The 18,683-nt window shown below is 55.2% G+C and carries 18 protein-coding genes; 12 read left to right on the top strand and 6 right to left on the bottom strand.

All coding sequences use genetic code 11. The annotated features are described in order from the left end of the window. Positions 1–28 precede the first annotated feature (28 nt). The 5 genes from uppP to GXP58_04045 all read left to right on the top strand — a co-directional run bounded on the left by uppP (position 29) and on the right by GXP58_04045 (position 6,207). The gene (uppP, locus tag GXP58_04065) at positions 29–814 is read left to right on the top strand and encodes an undecaprenyl-diphosphatase UppP (GenBank protein NOY52777.1); all 786 of its coding nucleotides are present in this window, start codon (positions 29–31) and stop codon (positions 812–814) included. Positions 815–859: 45 nt separating this feature from the next. Beyond that, a complete protein-coding gene (locus GXP58_04060) occupies positions 860–3,070 on the top strand; it encodes a DNA translocase FtsK (protein ID NOY52776.1) in 2,211 nt (736 codons plus the stop codon). 48 nt (positions 3,071–3,118) lie between these two features. Next, entirely contained in the window at positions 3,119–3,823 is a 705-nt protein-coding gene (locus tag GXP58_04055; protein NOY52775.1) for an outer membrane lipoprotein carrier protein LolA, read from the top strand. After that, complete coding sequence (rimO, locus tag GXP58_04050; protein ID NOY52774.1) at positions 3,820–5,145, top strand: 30S ribosomal protein S12 methylthiotransferase RimO; 1,326 nt, start codon at positions 3,820–3,822, stop codon at positions 5,143–5,145. Before GXP58_04055 ends, rimO begins: the two co-directional genes overlap by 4 nt. Before the next feature lie 300 nt (positions 5,146–5,445). Then, positions 5,446–6,207, top strand: a complete 762-nt coding sequence (locus GXP58_04045; GenBank protein ID NOY52773.1) for a glycosyltransferase family 2 protein — start codon at positions 5,446–5,448, stop codon at positions 6,205–6,207. On the opposite strand, the gene GXP58_04040 is transcribed toward GXP58_04045, so the two are convergent. The 4 genes from GXP58_04040 to GXP58_04025 all read right to left on the bottom strand — a co-directional run bounded on the left by GXP58_04040 (position 6,199) and on the right by GXP58_04025 (position 10,267). Next, on the bottom strand, positions 6,199–7,818 hold the full coding sequence (locus GXP58_04040) for a TolC family protein (protein ID NOY52772.1): 1,620 nt from the start codon (positions 7,816–7,818) through the stop codon (positions 6,199–6,201). The genes GXP58_04045 and GXP58_04040 overlap by 9 nt on opposite strands. Next, positions 7,815–8,315 (bottom strand): 5-(carboxyamino)imidazole ribonucleotide mutase, encoded by a 501-nt coding sequence (purE, locus tag GXP58_04035; GenBank protein NOY52771.1) that lies wholly within the window; start codon positions 8,313–8,315, stop codon positions 7,815–7,817. Before purE ends, GXP58_04040 begins: the two co-directional genes overlap by 4 nt. Positions 8,316–8,325: 10 nt before the next feature. Beyond that, the gene (gene purD / locus GXP58_04030) at positions 8,326–9,603 is read right to left on the bottom strand and encodes a phosphoribosylamine--glycine ligase (protein ID NOY52770.1); all 1,278 of its coding nucleotides are present in this window, start codon (positions 9,601–9,603) and stop codon (positions 8,326–8,328) included. A 274-nt stretch (positions 9,604–9,877) separates the two neighbouring features. Beyond that, positions 9,878–10,267 carry a menaquinol oxidoreductase gene (locus GXP58_04025; protein ID NOY52769.1) on the bottom strand — a complete coding sequence of 130 codons (390 nt, stop codon included), beginning with the start codon at positions 10,265–10,267 and terminating at the stop codon, positions 9,878–9,880. A gap of 636 nt (positions 10,268–10,903) precedes the next feature. Between GXP58_04025 and atpF (GXP58_04020) the strand changes: the two genes are divergently transcribed. From atpF (GXP58_04020) to GXP58_03990, 7 genes are all read left to right on the top strand, one after another. After that, positions 10,904–11,335: a F0F1 ATP synthase subunit B gene (atpF, locus tag GXP58_04020; GenBank protein ID NOY52768.1), complete on the top strand. Its 432-nt coding sequence runs from the start codon at positions 10,904–10,906 to the stop codon at positions 11,333–11,335. Then, positions 11,332–11,934 carry a F0F1 ATP synthase subunit B gene (gene atpF / locus GXP58_04015; protein NOY52767.1) on the top strand — a complete coding sequence of 201 codons (603 nt, stop codon included), beginning with the start codon at positions 11,332–11,334 and terminating at the stop codon, positions 11,932–11,934. The genes atpF (GXP58_04020) and atpF (GXP58_04015) overlap by 4 nt, the downstream gene beginning before the upstream one ends. A gap of 9 nt (positions 11,935–11,943) precedes the next feature. After that, positions 11,944–12,483, top strand: a complete 540-nt coding sequence (atpH, locus tag GXP58_04010) for an ATP synthase F1 subunit delta (protein NOY52766.1) — start codon at positions 11,944–11,946, stop codon at positions 12,481–12,483. Between the two features lie 3 nt (positions 12,484–12,486). After that, entirely contained in the window at positions 12,487–13,995 is a 1,509-nt protein-coding gene (locus GXP58_04005) for a F0F1 ATP synthase subunit alpha (protein ID NOY52765.1), read from the top strand. A 20-nt stretch (positions 13,996–14,015) separates the two neighbouring features. Then, the gene (atpG, locus tag GXP58_04000) at positions 14,016–14,879 is read left to right on the top strand and encodes an ATP synthase F1 subunit gamma (protein NOY52764.1); all 864 of its coding nucleotides are present in this window, start codon (positions 14,016–14,018) and stop codon (positions 14,877–14,879) included. A 44-nt stretch (positions 14,880–14,923) separates the two neighbouring features. Beyond that, positions 14,924–16,324, top strand: coding sequence for a F0F1 ATP synthase subunit beta (gene atpD / locus GXP58_03995; GenBank protein NOY52763.1), 1,401 nt, complete (start codon positions 14,924–14,926; stop codon positions 16,322–16,324). A gap of 175 nt (positions 16,325–16,499) precedes the next feature. Next, positions 16,500–16,919 (top strand): F0F1 ATP synthase subunit epsilon, encoded by a 420-nt coding sequence (locus GXP58_03990; GenBank protein ID NOY52762.1) that lies wholly within the window; start codon positions 16,500–16,502, stop codon positions 16,917–16,919. 21 nt (positions 16,920–16,940) lie between these two features. Here GXP58_03990 and GXP58_03985 read toward each other — a convergent pair whose 3' ends face one another. After that, on the bottom strand, positions 16,941–17,144 hold the full coding sequence (locus GXP58_03985) for a hypothetical protein (protein ID NOY52761.1): 204 nt from the start codon (positions 17,142–17,144) through the stop codon (positions 16,941–16,943). Between the two features lie 166 nt (positions 17,145–17,310). After that, positions 17,311–18,612: a DEAD/DEAH box helicase gene (locus GXP58_03980; GenBank protein ID NOY52760.1), complete on the bottom strand. Its 1,302-nt coding sequence runs from the start codon at positions 18,610–18,612 to the stop codon at positions 17,311–17,313. Positions 18,613–18,683 lie beyond the last annotated feature (71 nt).

The following is an 18,683-nucleotide window of genomic DNA, read 5'->3' as shown; positions in this document are numbered from 1 at the left end:
AGGCCCTTTTGATAATCAGGAGATTGACATGACGCTCCTCAATGCGGCTATTCTCGGACTGGTGCAAGGACTGACGGAGTTTCTTCCGGTGAGCAGTTCCGGGCACCTGGTGATCGTGCAGCACCTGCTCCATTTTACAGATCCGAATCTTGCCTTTGATGTGGTTCTGCACTTGGGGACCCTTCTTGCGGTTTTTATCTATTTCGGGGCGGACCTCCGGAAGATTCTGTCCGCCTCTTTGGGGAAAGGGGACTCCAAATGGCGAAGGGTGGGGCTGCTGATTCTGCTGGGGACGGTCCCGACGGGGGTGATCGGCGTTCTTTTCAAGGATGTTTTTGAGCGTCTCTTCTCATCCCCTGAGACGGTGGTCTGGACGCTGGCCGTGACGGGGCTCCTCCTTTTTACCGCCGACCGGGTGAAAAGGGCGGATCGACCCCTTTCCGGGATCGGAGTGAAGGACGCCATCCTGATCGGAGTGGTGCAGGGGATCTCGGTGATCCCGGGGATCTCCCGGTCAGGCTCCACCATCGCCACCGGACTCTATCGAAGGATCGAGGCTCGTGCGGCCGCGCGGTTTTCCTTCCTCCTGTCGATTCCGGCGATTCTGGGTGCCGTGGTACTGGAAGGAAAAGATATTCTCGGACATACGGTAGGCGGCTCCGGAGCGGCCTTTTTCGTCGGGTTCATGACGGCCGCCGTCAGCGGATGGCTGGCGATACGGATCCTGATGGCGCTTCTTGTACGCAGGGGACTGACGGGGTTTGCCCTCTATTGCTGGGGGGTTGCGGCGATCACCTTTTTCTGGATTGTCTGAGGAAGACGCCTGGTGAAGAATGGCTCAAAAAAAGAGGGAAGACCCCTGAAGGACTGGCGGAACCACCCGAAGGTTCGGGAGGGGTTGGGGATCGTCTGCACGGTGGCATCGGTCTTTCTCCTCATCAGCCTTCTGACCTATCACAATTTTGATCCTTCCTTCAGTACTCCCGGAAATGGCGAGATCCAAAATTACGGCGGTTTGGTCGGTTCCTACCTCTCCGACCTCTTTTTTAATCTTATCGGCGGGGCGGCTTTTCTGATTCCCCTTTTTATGCTCCTCTTTGCCGCTTCTCTCATCCGAAGCATGGAATGGACGCGGCAGAAGATTCTTCTCCACCTTACAGGCGGCGTAATCCTGGTTCTTTCCCTTGCCACCCTCCTCGGTCTTCATTTCTCCTCGATCTCTTTTTTTTCGCAGACCCTCTACAGAGCAGGGGGGTGGATCGGTACGATTCTGTCGAAGGGGATGCTGCATCTTTTCGCCAAGACCGGGACCTATCTGATCCTAATGACGCTCTTTTTGATTTCACTGATGATTACCACCGGCCTCTCTCTTTTGACCCTGGCCGTGAAGGGGGGAGAGACCCTCAAGATCCTCTATGAAAAGGGGAAGACCCAATATCTCTACAAAAAAGAGAAGGAACAGAAAACCCAGGTCTTGAAGAAAAAGATCGAGATCAAAAACCACCGGCCGAAACCGAAGGTCGCGAAAAAAAAGGAACCCAAGAAGGGGGTAGAGGCCTTCCAGGAGGAGCTTGACTTTCATGCCACCGACGGGGTTTATCGACTTCCTCCGGTCACCCTCCTTGCCGATCCTCCCGAGCCGGAGAAGAAGGCGAGCCGGGACGAGCTGCTGATGAATTCCGAGATTCTCGAAAAGAAGCTGGCCGATTTCGGGGTCCATGGACAGGTGACGGAGGTCCATCCCGGGCCGGTGGTCACCATGTACGAATATCAGCCTGCGCCGGGGATCAAGGTGAGCAAGATCGTGAATCTGGCCGACGACCTTGCCATGGCCATGCGGGCCATACGGGTCCGGATCGTGGCGCCCCTGCCGGGAAAGCCCGCCGTCGGAATTGAGATCCCCAACAACAATCGGGAGGATGTCTACATGAAAGATATCCTCACCAGCGAGTCTTATCGGAAAACGAAGAGCCTCCTCAATCTCGCCATGGGCAAAAACATTTTCGGGGACCCCTTTCACTACGACCTGGCCCGGATGCCCCACCTTTTAGTGGCCGGGGCGACCGGCTCGGGCAAGTCGGTGGCCGTTAACTCGATGATCCTGAGCATTCTTTTTAATGCCAAGCCGGAGGAGGTCCGGCTGATTATGGTCGATCCCAAGATGCTCGAGCTTTCAATCTACGATGGGATCCCCCACCTCATCGCTCCGGTGGTAACCGATTCCCGGAAGGCGGCGGGGGCACTCTTCTGGGCGGTGAAAGAGATGGAACGGCGCTATCAGCTCCTGTCGGAGAAGGGGGTACGGAATATTATCGGTTTTAATCGGGCCATCGACAAGGAGATCAAAGAGTGGTCCAAGAAGAAGTCGACCCTCTCCCTCAACACGGACGAAGCAGAGGATGCCGGGGAAAAACCGATGCGTCTGCCCTACCTGGTGATCGTGATTGATGAACTGGCCGACCTGATGATGGTCGCCGGCCGGGATGTGGAGGAGGCGATTACCCGTCTTTCCCAGATGGCCCGGGCGGCGGGAATTCACCTGATCATGGCGACACAGCGTCCTTCAACGGATGTCATTACCGGGGTGATCAAGGCCAACTTTCCCGCCCGGATCTCTTTCCAGGTTTCCTCGAAGTATGATGCCCGGACCATTCTCGACACCGTCGGTTCAGAACATCTCCTCGGCAAGGGGGACATGCTCTTTCTCCCGCCGGCCTCATCGCAGTTGATCCGGCTGCACGGTTCATTTCTCTCCGATGACGATATCAGCCGGGTGGTGGAGTTCGTGAAACGGCAGGGGAAACCGGAATATGACGAGGAGGTCCTCAACGCGGAACTTCGTTCCGGGGGTGAGAAGGAGGAGGAAGAGCCTTATGATGAATTTTACGATTCGGCCGTCAACCTGGTGATCGAAAGCCGGCAGGCCTCGATCTCCATGCTTCAGCGGAGGCTCCGCGTCGGCTACAACCGGGCGGCCCGGATGATCGAGCGGATGGAACGGGAAGGAGTGGTCGGTCCCGCCGACGGGGCCCGGCCCCGGGATGTTCTTGTCGGCAAGGATTTTAATTGAATGGAAGATGAGATCATTCGTTTATAGCCGGGGAAAAGGAGTTCGTTAATGAAACGGGTTTTGAAGGGATTCTCAAAGACAGGCTGTCGGGTTTTCCTCTTCATCCTGTTGTGGACCGTTGTCCTCCCCAGGGTTGTTGCTGCCGAGGGGAATGCAGGAAAGTTACTCTCTTCCGTAATTGCCGGGGTCGAAGCCCATTACCGGTCGCTCAAGGATTTTCAGGCCGACTTTGTTCAGGTGGCGCGGATCCTTTCTTATCCGGAAGATCAGCGTTCCGAGGGACGTGTCTACCTCAAGCGCAAAAGGAAGATGCGTTGGGATTATTCCAGCCCCTCGAAGGATCAGTATTTTATCGACGGTGACGAGGTGATCCAGTATTCTCCGGAGATCCGCCAGGCCCGGAAGGTGAAACTCTCGGGGAAGGGGGGCGTCCGTTCTCCCCTGGTTTTTTTTGAAGGGTTGAAGTCCGCCGAAAAGGATTATTCCATCTCATTCAACAAAGACCCCGCTTTTGACCGGTCGACCCGGGATATCCTGCAACTGACGCCCAGGGATTCGAAGGCCGTGGGACTGGCCCGGATCCTCCTCTTCGTCGACAAGAAGGATTTTCATGTCGGCCGGATTGATCAATACGACCTCTACGGCAATGTCACGGAACTCTACTTTCGGAACGTGAAGATCAACCAGGGGCTGGCTGATTCCTTTTTCCGGTTCAAGGTCCCCGATGGTGTGATGGTGATCGAGCAGCCATGAGTGTAAAAAAAATCGGCCTGATCTCTCTGGGCTGCCCGAAAAATCTGGTTGACAGTGAGGAGATGGCGGGCCGTCTGCGCAAAGCCGGCTATAGACTGACGGGAGATGAGCGTGAAGCGGATCTGATCCTGATCAACACCTGCGGTTTTATTGAATCCGCCCGGGAGGAGTCGATCGACACGATCCTTGAATACTGCCGCCGGAAAGAGGCGGGGGATCTTGAGGGGGTGATTGTGACCGGCTGCCTGGCGGAGCGGTACCGGGCGGAACTGGAAAAGGAGATCCCCGAGGTCGATGCCTTTCTGACTCTTTCCGAGGAAAGTCGGATTGTGGCCGGGATCGACCGGATTCTACACGAAGAGGGAAGCGGTATGACGGAGGAGCCGGATCATGCTCCCGTTGCACGGACCCTCCTGACCCCTTTTTATACCGCCTACCTGAAGATCTCCGAGGGGTGCAGCCATCGGTGCAGTTACTGCACGATTCCCTTGATCCGGGGACCCCACCGGAGCCGGGATCGCTCGGAATTGATCGAAGAGGCGAAGGGGTTGGTCGATCAGGGGGTGCGGGAACTGATCGTGATCGGTCAGGACATCACCCGGTTCGGGTCCGACCGGGGTGAACCGAATGCTTTGCCGGTCCTGCTGCAGGAACTTTCCGGCATCGAGGGAGTGCGGTGGATCCGTCTCATGTATCTCCACCCCGACCATCTCTCGGATGAACTGATCGGGTTCGTTGCCTCGGAGAAGAAGGTTCTGCCCTATCTCGATCTGCCGGTTCAGCACATCAGCGACCCGATCCTCAAGAAGATGCACCGGAAGGTAACGGCGGAGGATTTGTACCGTCGGATCGGGAAGGTGCGGGAGATCCTTCCCGACGTGGTTCTGCGAACCAGCCTGATCGTCGGATTTCCCGGCGAGGGAGAAGGGGATTTTCATACTCTCTGCGATTTTGTCCGGGAGGTTCGCTTCCATCATGTAGGGGTCTTTGAATATTCCCGGGAAGAAGGAACTTCCGCGGCATTGCTCCCCGACCCGGTCCCGCCGGAAGTGCGAAAAGAGCGCCGGGGAATCCTGATGGAGATACAGGCGGGGATCTCCGGAGAACGGAATGAGGAACGGATCGGCCGGACTCTCGAAGTCCTCGTGGAAGGACATTCTTCCGAGACCGATCTGCTCCTTGCCGGCCGATACTATGGACAGGCGCCGGAGATCGACGGGCAGGTACTGATCAACGAGGGGAATGCCGAGGTGGGAGAGTTCTATGATGTCCGGATCACCGACGCCCATACCTATGATCTCGTAGGAGCGATCGTGGAATAAGGTGCCGGGAAAATCTCGGCCATGAATAATCTTGATGAAGTCGTAAAAAGTCATTTTCCGGATTCCGTTCATGGTTCGACAGGCTACCGAGCATGGTGAGTCGGCCGAACCACACGAACGGAATATCAATAACTTACACCGTTCGCCCTGAGCGGGCCTGTCCTGAGCCGGCCGAAGGGTCGAAGGGCTTCGTGACTTTTTACGACACCATCAATCTTGAATCAAGGAACACAACCATGAAGTACAGCCATGAACGCGACCACTTAGTTTTTGTGTATCAATCACTGAAAGGAGGCGACCTTGCTGAATCATAAAAAAATTGTCGTGGTCCTGCCGGCCTATAACGCTGAAAAGACATTGGAGGCGACCTATGATGAGATCCCCCACGATATTGTGGATGAAGTCCTCCTGGTGGACGACAAGAGTTCGGACCGGACCCTGGAGGTGGCGAAGCGTCTGGGGATCCGGACCTTTCAGCATCACGCGAACCTCGGTTACGGGGGAAACCAGAAGACCTGCTACACCGAGGCGCTGAAGTTGGGTGCGGATATCGTGGTAATGCTTCATCCCGATTACCAGTATACCCCCAAGCTGATCACGGCCATGTCTTCCCTGATTGCCGAGGGGCTTTATGATGTCGTCCTGGGATCACGCATCCTGGGCGTTGGTGCGCTCCGGGGGGGGATGCCGCTCTACAAATACATGAGCAACCGTTTCCTGACGGCGGTAGAGAATCTCCTGGTCTCCCACAAGCTCTCGGAATATCATACCGGCTACCGGGCCTTCTCCCGTGAGGTTTTGGAGACCCTTCCCCTGGCGGAGAATTCCGACGATTTTGTTTTCGATAATCAGATGCTGGCCCAGATCATCTATTTCGGCTATTCGATTGCCGAGATTACCTGTCCCACAAAATATTTTGAAGAGGCCTCATCGATCAATTTCTCCCGGAGCGTCACCTATGGTCTGGGCGTCCTGAAGACCGGGATCCTGTTTCGTCTCCACCGTATCGGCCTTCTGCGAAACGCACTCTTCAACCGGGAAGGAAGACGTCTGTCATCGTGAGCCGCCCGGCTCCAGGATGATCCCCTTGTACGCAAGCAGCGTTCCCTTGACCCGTTCGAGGTTGACACGGGAGGTTCGGTAATCGATTCGAGCCTGGAGTTCATTGCGTTGGGCGAGGGCGAATTTCTCCTGATCTTCCAGAACATCATGACTGGTGGCCATCCCTAATTTGAAGCGGCGGGTTTCGCTTTTGAGCCGTTCCCCGGCGAGCTTCCGTGCCGCTTCCGTTGCGGCGATCCTTTTCCGGTTTGTCCGGATCTGCCGGTAGGCCTCCCGTATCTCCTGTATCACCCGGTTTTCCAGATCCCTGAGGCCGAAAAGGGCCTGCCGTTTTTTCAACCGGGCCAGGACCATTTTGCTTTTGGCCTCCCGGTTTCCCAGGGGGTAGGTGACCTGAATCCCGAGGGAGTAAGAGTAGTTGCCGCCGCTTTCCAATTCTTTCAGAGAATCGTTGTAGTTGCCGTTGAAGGGGCTGAGGACGGTCTTTGTCGGGTCCTGAAAATCCTGCTGCGGCAGTGCTTTGCCGGCCAGCCCGCTGAGACCGAGGGAGCCGATCAGGTCAACTCTGGGGAGGAGTTGATTCCGGGTATAGCGAAACCGGATCTTCCGGTTCTCCAGGTCCATCCGGGCCTGATTCAGGTCCGGACGGTGTTTCAGACCCTCCTGCAGTTCTCTCGTCAGATTGGATTTGACCGGTTCGATCCGGGGCGAATCGGTGGGCACCAGATGAATTTCCCAGTAGTTTTCCATGTCTGAAAGGTTCAGAAGTCTGCGGAGCAGATCCTCGTCATCCTGCAGTCTGTCCCGGGCGGAGATGACTCCCTCCTTCCGGGCGGCTTGTTCCGCTTCGGCATACAGGACCTCCACCTTGGGGAGCAGCCCGACGTTCACCTTCCCTTCCGTTAATTTCAGGAAATCTTCCGATCGTTTCAACGATTTCTCAGCGACCTGCAGGGCATCTTTTGCATAGACCAGTTCCCAATAGGCCGATTCCACATTGTAAAGAATCCGCATGACCTGATCGGCGAACCGGTATTGGGAGATCGTCTCATTGTTCGAGGCGATCCGGAGAGCGGTTGTGTTGGCGGAGATCCCGAAGTCCTTCAGCAGCGGCTGCGTCAGGGAGAGGATCAATTCCGAGGAGTAGGAGGGGTTAAGGCCGGCAAAGATGGAGTTGGTTATGTTGCGGTTACTGGTAAAATGCAGTTCCGTTTCCGTTCCGGTGACCCACTTCCCGGAAATCCCGGCATCCATTTTGAGATCTTCCCGTTCATTTTGAGAAGGAAGGGCCAGGGCGGAGCCGACCTGCCGGACGGATCGGTCCTTCGATAAAGTCAGAGAAACAACCGGATCAAAGTCTGATTTTGCCTGCTCGACCCGTTGCCGGCTCATGGCCGGGTTAATGCGTTCAATGGCGATTTCCAGGTTGTTCTTCAGGGCAAGTTGCAGACAGGCCTGCAGGGAGAGGGGAACTTCATTCTGTTTCAGGAGTTGTTGGATACGATCCGGGGAAAGGAGCGCCTCCTCTCCTGAAACCACCGCATCTGCGCCGGAGGCGGTAACCGGAAAGAGGAGCAGGAAAAGAAAAGAGAGCAGCAGTCCGCCCTTCATCCCAGGTCCCTTACACGTTGGTCGGCTTCTTCCACCTTTTTATGCTGTGTCGCCCGGTATTCCTTCAATGCTTCGCGTAGATCTCCGTTTTCCAGGGCAAGAATACGAATGGCCAGCAGACCGGCGTTCTTTGCCCCGCCGTTCCCGATTCCCATGGTAGCCACCGGGACTCCGCCCGGCATCTGGACCGTGGAAAGCAGGGCATCCAGCCCTTGCAGGGAAGAGGAGGGGATAGGGACGCCGATCACGGGAAGCAGAGTGCCTGCCGCCAGGACTCCGGCAAGATGGGCCGCACCGCCGGCTGCTGCGATAATGACCTGAATTCCCCGACCGGCGGCCTTCCCGGCAAAATCGGTGGCAAGATCCGGTGTGCGGTGGGCGGAAATGACCCGCACCTCGCAGGGAACCTCAAAGGCCTTCAGGATGGAGATGGTTTCTTTCACAACCGGGAGGTCCGAATCACTCCCCATGACAATGGCGACCAGTGGCTGGGTCATTAGTTTCCTTTCAATCGGTTTGCCGGTCCAGTCCTTTCCGGCCGATGTCGGTACGGAAATATTTCCCTGGAAAATCAATTCGGTGGACGGTGTCGTAGGCACGGCCCAGCGCCGCAGGGAGGTCCTGCCCCGAGGCTGTTACGCTGAGAACCCGGCCGCCTGCGGTCAGAATCCGTTCTCCCGCTCTTTCGGTCCCGGCATGGAAGACAAAAAGGTCGGAGGAGTCCGGAAGATCGGACAGGCCGGTAATCACCTTTCCCTTTTCGTAGGTGCCGGGATAGCCGTCCGAGGCCAGGACAACACATGCGGTGGAATCGTTGCTCCACTCGATCCGGCATTCATGGAGCCGTTTTTTCCCGATTGCTTCCATGATCTCGATCAGGTCCGTCTTCAGGCGAAAGAGGATCGGTTGTGCCTCGGGATCTCCGAAGCGAACGTTAAATTCCAGGACCTGGGGGCCGGTATCGGTCATCATCAGGCCCGCGTAAAGGACACCCCGGAAGGGACGACCTTCTTCTTCCATTCCCCGGATCGTGGGGATCATGATGTTTTCCATGATCTCCGAGGTCCGGCCCTGGATCACCGGTGCCGGGGAATAGGCGCCCATACCACCCGTGTTCGGTCCGGTATCTCCGTCAAAGATCTGTTTGTGGTCCTGGGAAGAGACCATGGGGACGACCGTCTTCCCGTCGGAGAAGACCATGAAAGAGGCCTCCTCCCCGACGAGACACTCCTCCACCACGAGGGTTTCTCCGGCATCGCCGAATTTTTTGTCTTCCATCACCGTCCGGACGGCGGCGATTGCCTCCTCTTCGTTCTGCGCGACGAAGACCCCCTTGCCTGCGGCCAGGCCGTCTGCCTTGACCACGATCGGGATGCCCTGTTGATGAATGTAGTCGATGGCGGCTTGTGCATCCTGAAAACATGCGTAGGCCGCCGTCGGGATGTGATGACGTTTCAGGAAGTCCTTCGTGAACTTTTTGCTTCCTTCCAGGATCGCCGCCTCTTTCCGGGGGCCGAAGATGGGAAGCCCGGCCTCCTCAAAGCGATTGACGATCCCGTGAGTGAGCGGTGCTTCCGGGCCGGTTACGGTCAGATCGATTTCCTTTTTCCGGGCGAAAGCGAGGAGTTGATCAATCTCTTCCGCCCCGATCGGAACGCATTCCGCCAGAGCCTCGATCCCGCCGTTCCCCGGCGCACAGTAGATCTTCTCAACCTTCGGGCTCTGAGCGATTTTCCAGACCAGAGCATGTTCCCTGCCGCCTGAACCGGTCACCAGAATTTTCATATATTTATCTTTCGGATTCTTGTCTTTGTATTGAAGTGCGGGAGAATCTTTTCCATCCAACCAGCCGGTCTGCCGTCTACACGGATTTTCATAACGGTTTACGAGACGGAATTGATTCTATTGAATCAGGAAAGGATTGTCAACCGGGTTTCGATCCGGGGCGACGATCGTTATTACGTGAATGCCGATTCACTACGACACCCCCGAACGGATTCGAAGAATTGATGTGAAGTCGTCAGCCGGAACTGCCGAAAGAGTGAAAGGATAACCCGGTTCACCCCTCGTCATCCAGGGAATGGCATTTCCAGCAGTATGGCTGTACCCCGGCATAGCTGTGGCAGGTGTCACAGAACTTTTTCCGGCTTGCATGACATTCCATGCAGGTGTCGAAAGAGGTTTCGTATGTTTTGCCGTTACCGGCCTTGTACTCCATGGTTCCGTCCTTGAGAAAGCCATCCATCCAACCTTTCAGAAGCTTCATATGGTTGGATCGCATGTACGGGGTTTTTTCGATGCACTGTTTGACCGCCATTTTCCGTATGGCGAGGGTGTTCAGGTCGGGCTCCGGTTTGATATCGGCTCTTCCGATGTTGTAGTAAAGCGGAAAAGTTACCATGACCAGAAAGATAATAATTCCCAAGAGAACCTTACCCGAATCGTACATATCTTTTCTCCTTACTGCCTGCTCGAATATCTTTGACGTAACGAACCGGTTTGATTATAAGTAACGGATGAGGACAAACAAATTTTCACAAATTCTAATATATGAATGGTTTTTTATCAAATTCGGATTGCGCTGTCAACTTTTTTTTGCTTTTTCCGAACATCTTGAAACTTAAAATATTTTTGTAAGACGGTCTCCGGAGGTTCGTGCCCGGATCGAGACCACGCGGCTGATTTTCCGGATAATTTTGATGCCGATTTCGGGGTATTTCCGGACGATCGTATCGAGGGCTTTTTTCTTGAGGATGATTAATTCCGTACCCTCCGAAAAGGGCGCGATTCCGTCAAGCTACCGATTTCCTTCCCTGTCAAGAAGAACGGTTCAGCAAAAAACGCATCTGTCGTCTGAGTTAGTAACTTCAGAAAGGTAAAGGTTGCGAAAAACGAAAGATGAAATTTATTGTTTCCGTGTTGTTTAGCTTGCCAAATCAGCGGTATTGTTTTTTTCGTTAAATGCCCTTGACAATCCATTTTAGAATATGCTAATGTCCCAAAGCTTTTTTCAGTTTGGCCCCTTACCAGCGTTACCGGGCGATCATGCAAACCCAGAAGATCATCCTGAACAAAGGAATCGAACGTGATTGAACTGAATCTTCATGTGATTGTTCCTGCCGTTATCCTGATCCTGATCCTGATGGCGATCCTGAATTCTCTTCTTTATCGACCCATACTGAAGGTCCTGGACGACCGGAAGGGTATCATTGAGGGTGCGGCCGGTGATGCAGCCGGTGCCGTACGAAATATGGAAAAGCTGAACGAAGAATATGCCCGTGCCCTTCAGGAGGCGAAGCGGGATGCCAAGGTTGCCTTCAACGAGGCATATGACGCCGCTCTTGCCGGGGAGAAGGAAATCCTTTCCGCCGCGCAGAAGGAGGTGGGAAAGATCATTGATCGGGGGATGGGGGAACTGGAGAAGAGCGTTGATGCTGCAAAAATTGAATTGGAAAAATCCGTGAAGACTCTCTCTCTGGAAATTTCTTCGAAGATATTGGGAAGGACCCTCTCATGATTTGCCGTTGGATGAAGATGCCGAAGATGCGTGTTGCAGCAAAAATCCTGATCGCAGGTCTGATGATGGTCGGGACCGCGTCCGTTCTATGGGCTGCCGGCGAAGGGGGGGCGGAAAAGGTAGTTCCTATTCTCTCTATGGAAATGTTCTGGCGGGTGGTCAATTTTGCCGTCCTCGCAATTCTGCTTTACAAGTTTCTTGCCCAGCCGATGCGGGACTTCTTTGCCGGTCGGCGGGAGGCGATCCTGAAAAGCCTGGAAGAGGCGAAGAAGAGCAAGGAAGAGGCTGAAGCGAAGTATCGGGAGCTTTCCGATCGCCTTGCCAACCGGGACGAAGAGTTTGCCGATATCCGGAAGAAGGCGATAGAGAATGCGGAAAAGCTGAAGGAGCGTTTGATCGCCGAGGCCCATGAGAAGGCAAAACGGATGGAGGAGAAAGCGAAGGAGTCGATTGAACAGGAGATGAAGAAGGCCCGCGAGACCTTAAAACGGGAAGCCGTCGAACTGGCCCTGAAGCTCTCCGAAGAGAAACTGGTTCAGGAACTGACCCCCGGGGACCATCGGCGGTTCATGGATGAATATATCGCCGGGCTGAAATAGGAGACCTTTGTGAGCAGCGTCGTTTCCAGAAGGTATGCCAAGGCACTGATCGATCTTGCCACGCAGGAAGGGATAGCCGATCAGGTGGAAAAAGAATTCGGTACAATCGTCAAGACGGTTGTCGAAAATCGAAAGTTGAAGAACTTCTTTTTCAATCCGGTCTTTAATAATGAAGACAAAGGAAAGCTTCTTGACATGGTGGTTGACGAGATCCGGGTCAGCGGTCTTCTCAAGCGGTTTTTGCGCCTTCTGATCGGGAAAGACCGATTTCCCATAATCAGGGAGATCTACCGGGAATATGTCCGTTTTGCCGATGAGATTCACAACCGGGCCAAGGCGGAAGTTACGACGGCCTTGCCCTTGAAGGAAGAGGATAAGAAAAACCTGCAGGCGAAACTGGAGGCCCTTTCCGGGAAACGTATCTATCTGAAAGTGAAAGAAGACCCGGCATTGATCGGCGGGGCCGTGACCCGGATCGGAAGCGTAGTCTATGACGGAAGTATCAAGTCTTCGATGATCAAGTTAAAGGAACAACTTGTAAAGGGGTAGCATATGGAAATCAAGGCCGCTGAGATCAGTGAACTGATCAAGAAGCAGATCTCCGAGTTTGAGTCCGGCGTCGATGTCGCCGAGGTCGGGACCGTAATCAGCGTGGGGGACGGGATCGCCCGTATCTTCGGTCTCGAAAACTGCATGTCCGGTGAGTACCTGGAGTTTCCCGGGGGGATCATGGGCATCGCTCTCAATCTCGAGCAGGACAATGTGGGTGCCGTGATCTTAGGCGGAGACACGCAGATCAAGGAAGGGGATATCGTCAAACGGACCGGCCGGATCGTGGAGGCCCCCGTCGGGGAGGCCATGGTCGGACGGGTGGTCAACGCCCTGGGGGAACCGATTGACGGTAAGGGGCCGATCGAGGCCAAAGAGACCCGGAAGATGGAGATCAAGGCGCCGGGCATTATCGACCGTCAGCCTGTGAGTGAGCCGCTTCAGACGGGGATCAAGGCCATCGATTCGATGATTCCGATCGGGCGGGGACAGCGGGAACTGATCATCGGCGACCGCCAGACGGGCAAGACGGCCATTGCCGTCGACACGATCATCAACCAGAAGAATACCGATGTCTTCTGCATCTATGTCGCCATCGGCCAGAAACGCTCCACCGTGGCCCAGGTGGTGGAACGTCTTGAAGAGCATGGTGCCATGGAATACACCATCGTTGTGGCCGCGACGGCCAGTGACCCGGCGCCGCTGCAGTATATTGCCCCCTACATGGGTTGTACCATCGGGGAATATTATCGTGATTCCGGTCGCCACGCCGTCATCTTCTACGATGATCTTTCCAAACAGGCCGTTGCCTACCGGCAGGTTTCGCTTCTGCTCCGTCGTCCGCCGGGACGTGAGGCCTATCCCGGGGATGTCTTTTATCTCCATTCCCGTCTTTTAGAGCGGGCCGCAAAGATGAGCGACGAAAAGGGAGGCGGTTCCCTGACGGCGCTGCCCATCATCGAAACCCAGGCCAATGATGTTTCGGCCTATATCCCGACGAACGTAATTTCCATTACGGATGGTCAGATCTTTCTTGAATCCAACCTTTTCTATTCCGGAATCCGGCCCGCCGTAAACGTGGGGCTCTCCGTCTCCCGGGTCGGCGGTGCCGCGCAGGTGAAGGCGATGAAGCAGGTTGCCGGCCGGATCCGTCTCGATCTGGCCCAGTACCGGGAACTGGCGGCCTTCGCCCAGTTCGGGAGCGATCTCGATAAGGCGACACAGCAGCAGTTGAACCGCGGGGAAAAGACCGTGGAAATTCTGAAACAGGGGCAATATGTTCCGATGCCGGTCGATCTGCAGATTGTCAGTATTATTGCAGCGACCCGGGGATATCTTGATGACATTCCGACGGACCGGATTCTGAAATTTGAACAGGAACTCCACAAGTCGCTGGAAGAGAGTCACGGAGATCTCAGAAAAGATATCCGGGAAAAAGGGAAAATCGATGATGATTTGGAGGCCAAGATCAAAAAAATCATCGAAGATGTAAAGGCCGGTTTCTCGGCATAGACTTTTAGACAGGATAACGCATGGCAAGTTTACGTGACATTCGGCAGCGGATTGCCTCCGTTAAGAATACCCAGCAGATCACCAAGGCGATGAAGATGGTGGCCGCTGCGAAGATGAAAAAGGCACAGGATGCGGTCCTGGCGGCGCGGCCCTATGCGCAGAAGATGCATCTCGTCCTTTCGAGCTTGGCGGCACGAACCGGTAGAGCGGCGCATCCTCTCCTTCATGTGCGGGAGGAGTATCGCGTAGGTCTCCTGGTCCTGACCTCCGATCGGGGGCTCTGCGGCGGCTTCAATTCAAATCTCTCCCGCCGGGCACTTCATTTTCTGCAGGAACAGCAGCAGAAACGGAATCCGGTGACCCTCTCCGTGATCGGCAAGAAGGGGCAGAGCTTCTTCAAGAACCGTGAAATCCCGATGGAAAAGGTCTATACGGAACTTTCCGGGAAGATGGATTACGGCAAGGCTTCAGAGATCGCTCACGATCTTGTTGAACCCTTTGCCCGGGAGGAACTGGATGTCATCTATCTGGTCTATAACGAATTCAAGTCGGCCATCTCACAGAAAGTGATCGTGGAACAACTCCTTCCGATCCAACCGCTGGAGCTGACGGAAGAAACGAATGCCGTGGATTATCTTTTTGAGCCGTCGGAGGAAGAGGTCCTGGCCCGCATCCTGCCGCAGTATGTGGAGACCCAGATTTTCCGGGCGCTGCTGGAGTCCGAGGCGAGTGAACAGGGTGCCCGGATGACGGCCATGGATTCGGCGACGAATAATGCCACCGACCTGATTCATCAGTTGACGCTCTCCATGAATAAGGCGCGGCAGGCCCAGATTACCAAGGAAATTTCGGAAATCGTGGGGGGGGCGGAAGCTCTCAAATAGATTTTAGAGGATCCGTGAATATTCGGGAAAGGGGAACCAGTCTCATGAACGAAGGAAAGATCACACAGGTACTGGGCGCCGTGGTGGACGTCGAGTTTGAGGTGGGGAAGGTCCCCTCCCTCATGAATGCCCTGAAGATTGAAGCGGGGGAAATCAATATCACCCTGGAGGTGCAGCAGCACTTGGGCGAGAGTACCGTCCGTTGTATTGCCATGGACGGGACCGATGGCCTGATCCGGGGAATGGTGGTCAAGGATACGGGACATCCGATCTCCGTTCCAGTCGGCAAGGGCGCCCTGGGGCGGATTATGAACGTGATCGGGGAACCGGTTGACAATCGGGGCAAGATCAAATGCGAGGAGCGGTGGCCGATCCATCGTCCTTCTCCCCCCTTTGACACTCTTGATCCGACGCTCCAGATCTTTGAGACGGGGATCAAGGTGATCGACCTGCTGGCGCCTTATTCGAAGGGAGGCAAGACGGGCCTTTTCGGTGGTGCCGGTGTGGGGAAGACCGTCTTGATTATGGAGCTGATTCATGCCGTGGCGACGACCCACGGCGGGTACTCCTGCTTCGCCGGTGTGGGGGAGCGGACCCGAGAAGGAAACGACCTTTACCTTGAAATGAAAGAGTCCGGCGTTCTCGACAAGACGGCCCTTATCTACGGGCAGATGAACGAGCCTCCGGGTGCCCGTCTCCGTGTTGCACTGTCCGCCCTGACCGTCGCGGAATACTTCCGTGACCAGGAAGGCCAGGATGTGCTTCTCTTCATTGACAATATGTTCCGTTTTACCCAGGCGGGTTCCGAAGTGTCCGCCCTGATGGGTCGGATGCCCTCCGCCGTGGGGTACCAGCCGACCCTGGCAACGGAGATGGGGGATCTTCAGGAGCGGATTGCGACGACCAAGAAAGGCTCGATCACCTCGATCCAGGCTGTTTACGTTCCTGCCGACGACCTGACCGATCCGGCGCCGGCCACGACCTTCGCCCACCTTGATGCCACAACCGTTCTTTCCCGGCAGATTGCCGAACTCGGTATCTATCCGGCTGTGGATCCCCTCGATTCGACCTCCCGGATTCTTGATCCGAGGATCGTCGGAGAAGAACACTATCAGGTGGCACGTGAGGTGCAGCTTGTGCTGCAGAAATACAAGGACCTGCAGGACATCATCGCTATCCTGGGAATGGACGAACTTTCCGAAGAGGACAAACTGGTCGTCAGCCGGGCCCGGAAGATGCAGCGTTTCCTTTCTCAGCCGTTCTTTGTGGCCGAGACTTTTACCGGCATGCCCGGGAAGTTCGTCAAGCTGGAAGACACGGTGCGGGGCTTCAAGGAGATCGTCGAAGGAAAACATGACGATCTGCCGGAACAGGCCTTCTATATGGTCGGTTCCATAGAGGAAGCAGCCGAAAAGTCGGAGCAGATTGCCGCCGGTACGGCATAAGCGGATCAGGCACAGAGATACAAAGGCACAAAGGGGCAGAGGCACAACGCAAAATCAAAAGCAATTAACCACGGGGAAGCACGGGGAAAGCCTGAGACACAGAGCAACATCATACGAAGATGATGGAAAGTGCTCCTACCTCGACGGCAGAATAAAAGGGGAACAGGATTATACTATGGCAGGCAAACTTCTCTTTGAAATCGTGACTCCGGAACGGCTTGCCTTCTCGGAGGAAGTGGATGAAGTGACCCTTCCCGGTTCCGTGGGAGAGTTCGGGGTCCTTCCCGGTCATGTCCCCTTTCTCAGTACCCTGCAGATCGGGATCATTTCGACCCGGCGGGAGGGAAGCGAGATCTATTACGCTGTGAGCGGAGGGTTCATCGAAGTCCATGAGGACCATGTTATTGTCTTAGCCGAGACGGCGGAGCGTTCCGACGAGATTGATGTCGCTCGAGCCCATGCCTCGCAAGAGCGGGCGGAAAAGAGCCTCCGGGAAATGCGGGAGGAAGACGAAAGCCGTTTTCAAAGAGCCGAGCTTCGGTTGAAACGGGCGCTGACCCGGGAGAAGGTCTCCCGCATGACTGCAAACCGGTAAGGCAGGCTCTTGGCTTTCCGGCTATTCTTCCAGGGCCTGTTGCAGTTTTTTGTTTATTTCATCCGTCCTTTGATTTACTGTGCTTGCCGCTTCTTCGGCACGGTCGATCGCAGTGATTCGTGTTTTCCCTCCATCCTGCGTCTCCTGTCTGGAAAGGTCTTTCACCACTAACAGGCAGACGATCAGAAGACTGATTGTCATCATTACCAAAAAAAAACCTTTCATTCTTTTACTCCCTTCTGAAATGGATCGAAACGTTCCTCTCATAATATTGTATCAAATGATCAACAGAAGAAGGAAATTTTTCCGAAGGATGTAACGACGTATATATGCGGAAGATAATACTCGTTATGTTGTTATGAAAAGAGAGTGGTTGACGTTCCTGGGGAGATCAGGAGCTTCTGCCTTGGTGCGGCCTCCTCGACGGTTGTCCTCTTTTCTGTCGGGACCGTCCTTTGGAATATGAAGATTTCGCTCCTCTTTTTGTGGGGGAGGGTCTGCGATGTTTCCGGGGCGGGGCGGCCTGATACTCCTTGACCAGGAGTTCTTCGTCCGGCATTCGCGTGGGGATTTTTCCCCCGATCAGGGCCTCAATCTCTTCCAATGAATAGACATACCGTTCGCAGGCGAGGCTGATCGCCTTGCCCGAAGCGCCGGCACGGGCCGTTCTTCCGATCCGGTGAACATAGTCCTCTGCGTCCTGGGGTAGGTCATAGTTAATAACGTGGGTGACTCCCTCGATATGAAGTCCCCTCGACGCCACATCGGTGGCGACGAGAATCGGCAGGGTTCCCGCCTTGAATGATTCAAGGATTTTCTGCCGCTTGGTCTGGGGGATGTCCCCCGTGATGGCCCGGGTCTTGTACCCGTTGGCGTTCAGGAGCCGGGTGACCCGGTCGGCCACGACTTTGGTGTTGACAAAGAGGAGGACCCTTTTCCCCCCTTCCCGTTTCAGGAGTCCCAGCAGGAGAGGGGGCTTTTCCTCCATCCCCGTATGATAGAGGACCTGGTCCACCTTATCGGCGGTGATTTTCTCTTCCGAAACGGAGAGTTGGACGGGAAGGTTCATGTGTTCGTAGCCGAGTTCCATCACCCGGTAGGAGAGGGTGGCGGAAAAGAGCATTGACTGCCGTTTGGTGTAGTGGGGGAGACGACGCATCATGTAACGGAGATCCTTGATGAAGCCCATGTCAAACATCCGGTCGGCTTCGTCAACGACAACGATCTCCACCCCCTTCAGGTCGAAGACCCGTTGTTTGTAATAGTCGATGAGTCGGCCCGGTGTCCCCACCAGAATGTCGACACCGAGTTTGAGCCGGTCCCGCTGCTTCTGGTAGTCGACGCCGCCGTAAACGGCCAGCATGGAAAAACTGGTCCCCTGCCCGAGCAGTTTGGCTTCTTCATAAATCTGGACGGCCAGTTCCCGAGTGGGGGCGACGATGAAGGCCCGCGGCGAGGAACCGGCCCGTTTTTGATTCTTGCTCCGAAGGAGCCGGGTCAGGATCGTGATGAGGAAGGCAGCGGTCTTGCCCGTCCCCGTCTGGGCCTTCGCGGCCACATCCCTCCCTTCCAGCGCCAGGGGAAAAACCTTGGCCTGAATCGGGGTGCAATGGGTAAACCCGGCCGCCTCGACTCCCTGGAGGACCTGCTCCGGGAGATCGAGGGAAGAAAAGGACGTTTCATTATTTTGCATGCGGAGAATTCCTTATGGGTTGCAGAAATAAACAGACCGATTTATAGTACGTTCACGAGGTGATGTCAAGG

Source organism: Deltaproteobacteria bacterium (assembly GCA_013151235.1).
Classification (GTDB): Bacteria; CG2-30-53-67; CG2-30-53-67; order CG2-30-53-67; family CG2-30-53-67; genus JAADIO01.
Note: the sequence above shows the minus strand (reverse complement) of the source record. Positions and strands in the feature narration are given on the sequence as shown.

Excerpts from the sequence above, each read along its gene's own strand:
- uppP (NOY52777.1), top strand. The coding sequence starts at position 29 with ATGACGCTCCTCAATGCGGCTATTCTCGGACTGGTGCAAGGACTGACG.
- GXP58_04055 (NOY52775.1), top strand. The coding sequence starts at position 3,119 with ATGAAACGGGTTTTGAAGGGATTCTCAAAGACAGGCTGTCGGGTTTTC.
- rimO (NOY52774.1), top strand. The coding sequence starts at position 3,820 with ATGAGTGTAAAAAAAATCGGCCTGATCTCTCTGGGCTGCCCGAAAAAT.
- GXP58_04040 (NOY52772.1), bottom strand. The coding sequence starts at position 7,818 with ATGAAGGGCGGACTGCTGCTCTCTTTTCTTTTCCTGCTCCTCTTTCCG.
- purE (NOY52771.1), bottom strand. The coding sequence starts at position 8,315 with ATGACCCAGCCACTGGTCGCCATTGTCATGGGGAGTGATTCGGACCTC.
- purD (NOY52770.1), bottom strand. The coding sequence starts at position 9,603 with ATGAAAATTCTGGTGACCGGTTCAGGCGGCAGGGAACATGCTCTGGTC.
- GXP58_04025 (NOY52769.1), bottom strand. The coding sequence starts at position 10,267 with ATGTACGATTCGGGTAAGGTTCTCTTGGGAATTATTATCTTTCTGGTC.
- atpF (NOY52767.1), top strand. The coding sequence starts at position 11,332 with ATGATTTGCCGTTGGATGAAGATGCCGAAGATGCGTGTTGCAGCAAAA.
- GXP58_04005 (NOY52765.1), top strand. The coding sequence starts at position 12,487 with ATGGAAATCAAGGCCGCTGAGATCAGTGAACTGATCAAGAAGCAGATC.
- atpG (NOY52764.1), top strand. The coding sequence starts at position 14,016 with ATGGCAAGTTTACGTGACATTCGGCAGCGGATTGCCTCCGTTAAGAAT.
- atpD (NOY52763.1), top strand. The coding sequence starts at position 14,924 with ATGAACGAAGGAAAGATCACACAGGTACTGGGCGCCGTGGTGGACGTC.
- GXP58_03990 (NOY52762.1), top strand. The coding sequence starts at position 16,500 with ATGGCAGGCAAACTTCTCTTTGAAATCGTGACTCCGGAACGGCTTGCC.
- GXP58_03985 (NOY52761.1), bottom strand. The coding sequence starts at position 17,144 with ATGAAAGGTTTTTTTTTGGTAATGATGACAATCAGTCTTCTGATCGTC.
- GXP58_03980 (NOY52760.1), bottom strand. The coding sequence starts at position 18,612 with ATGCAAAATAATGAAACGTCCTTTTCTTCCCTCGATCTCCCGGAGCAG.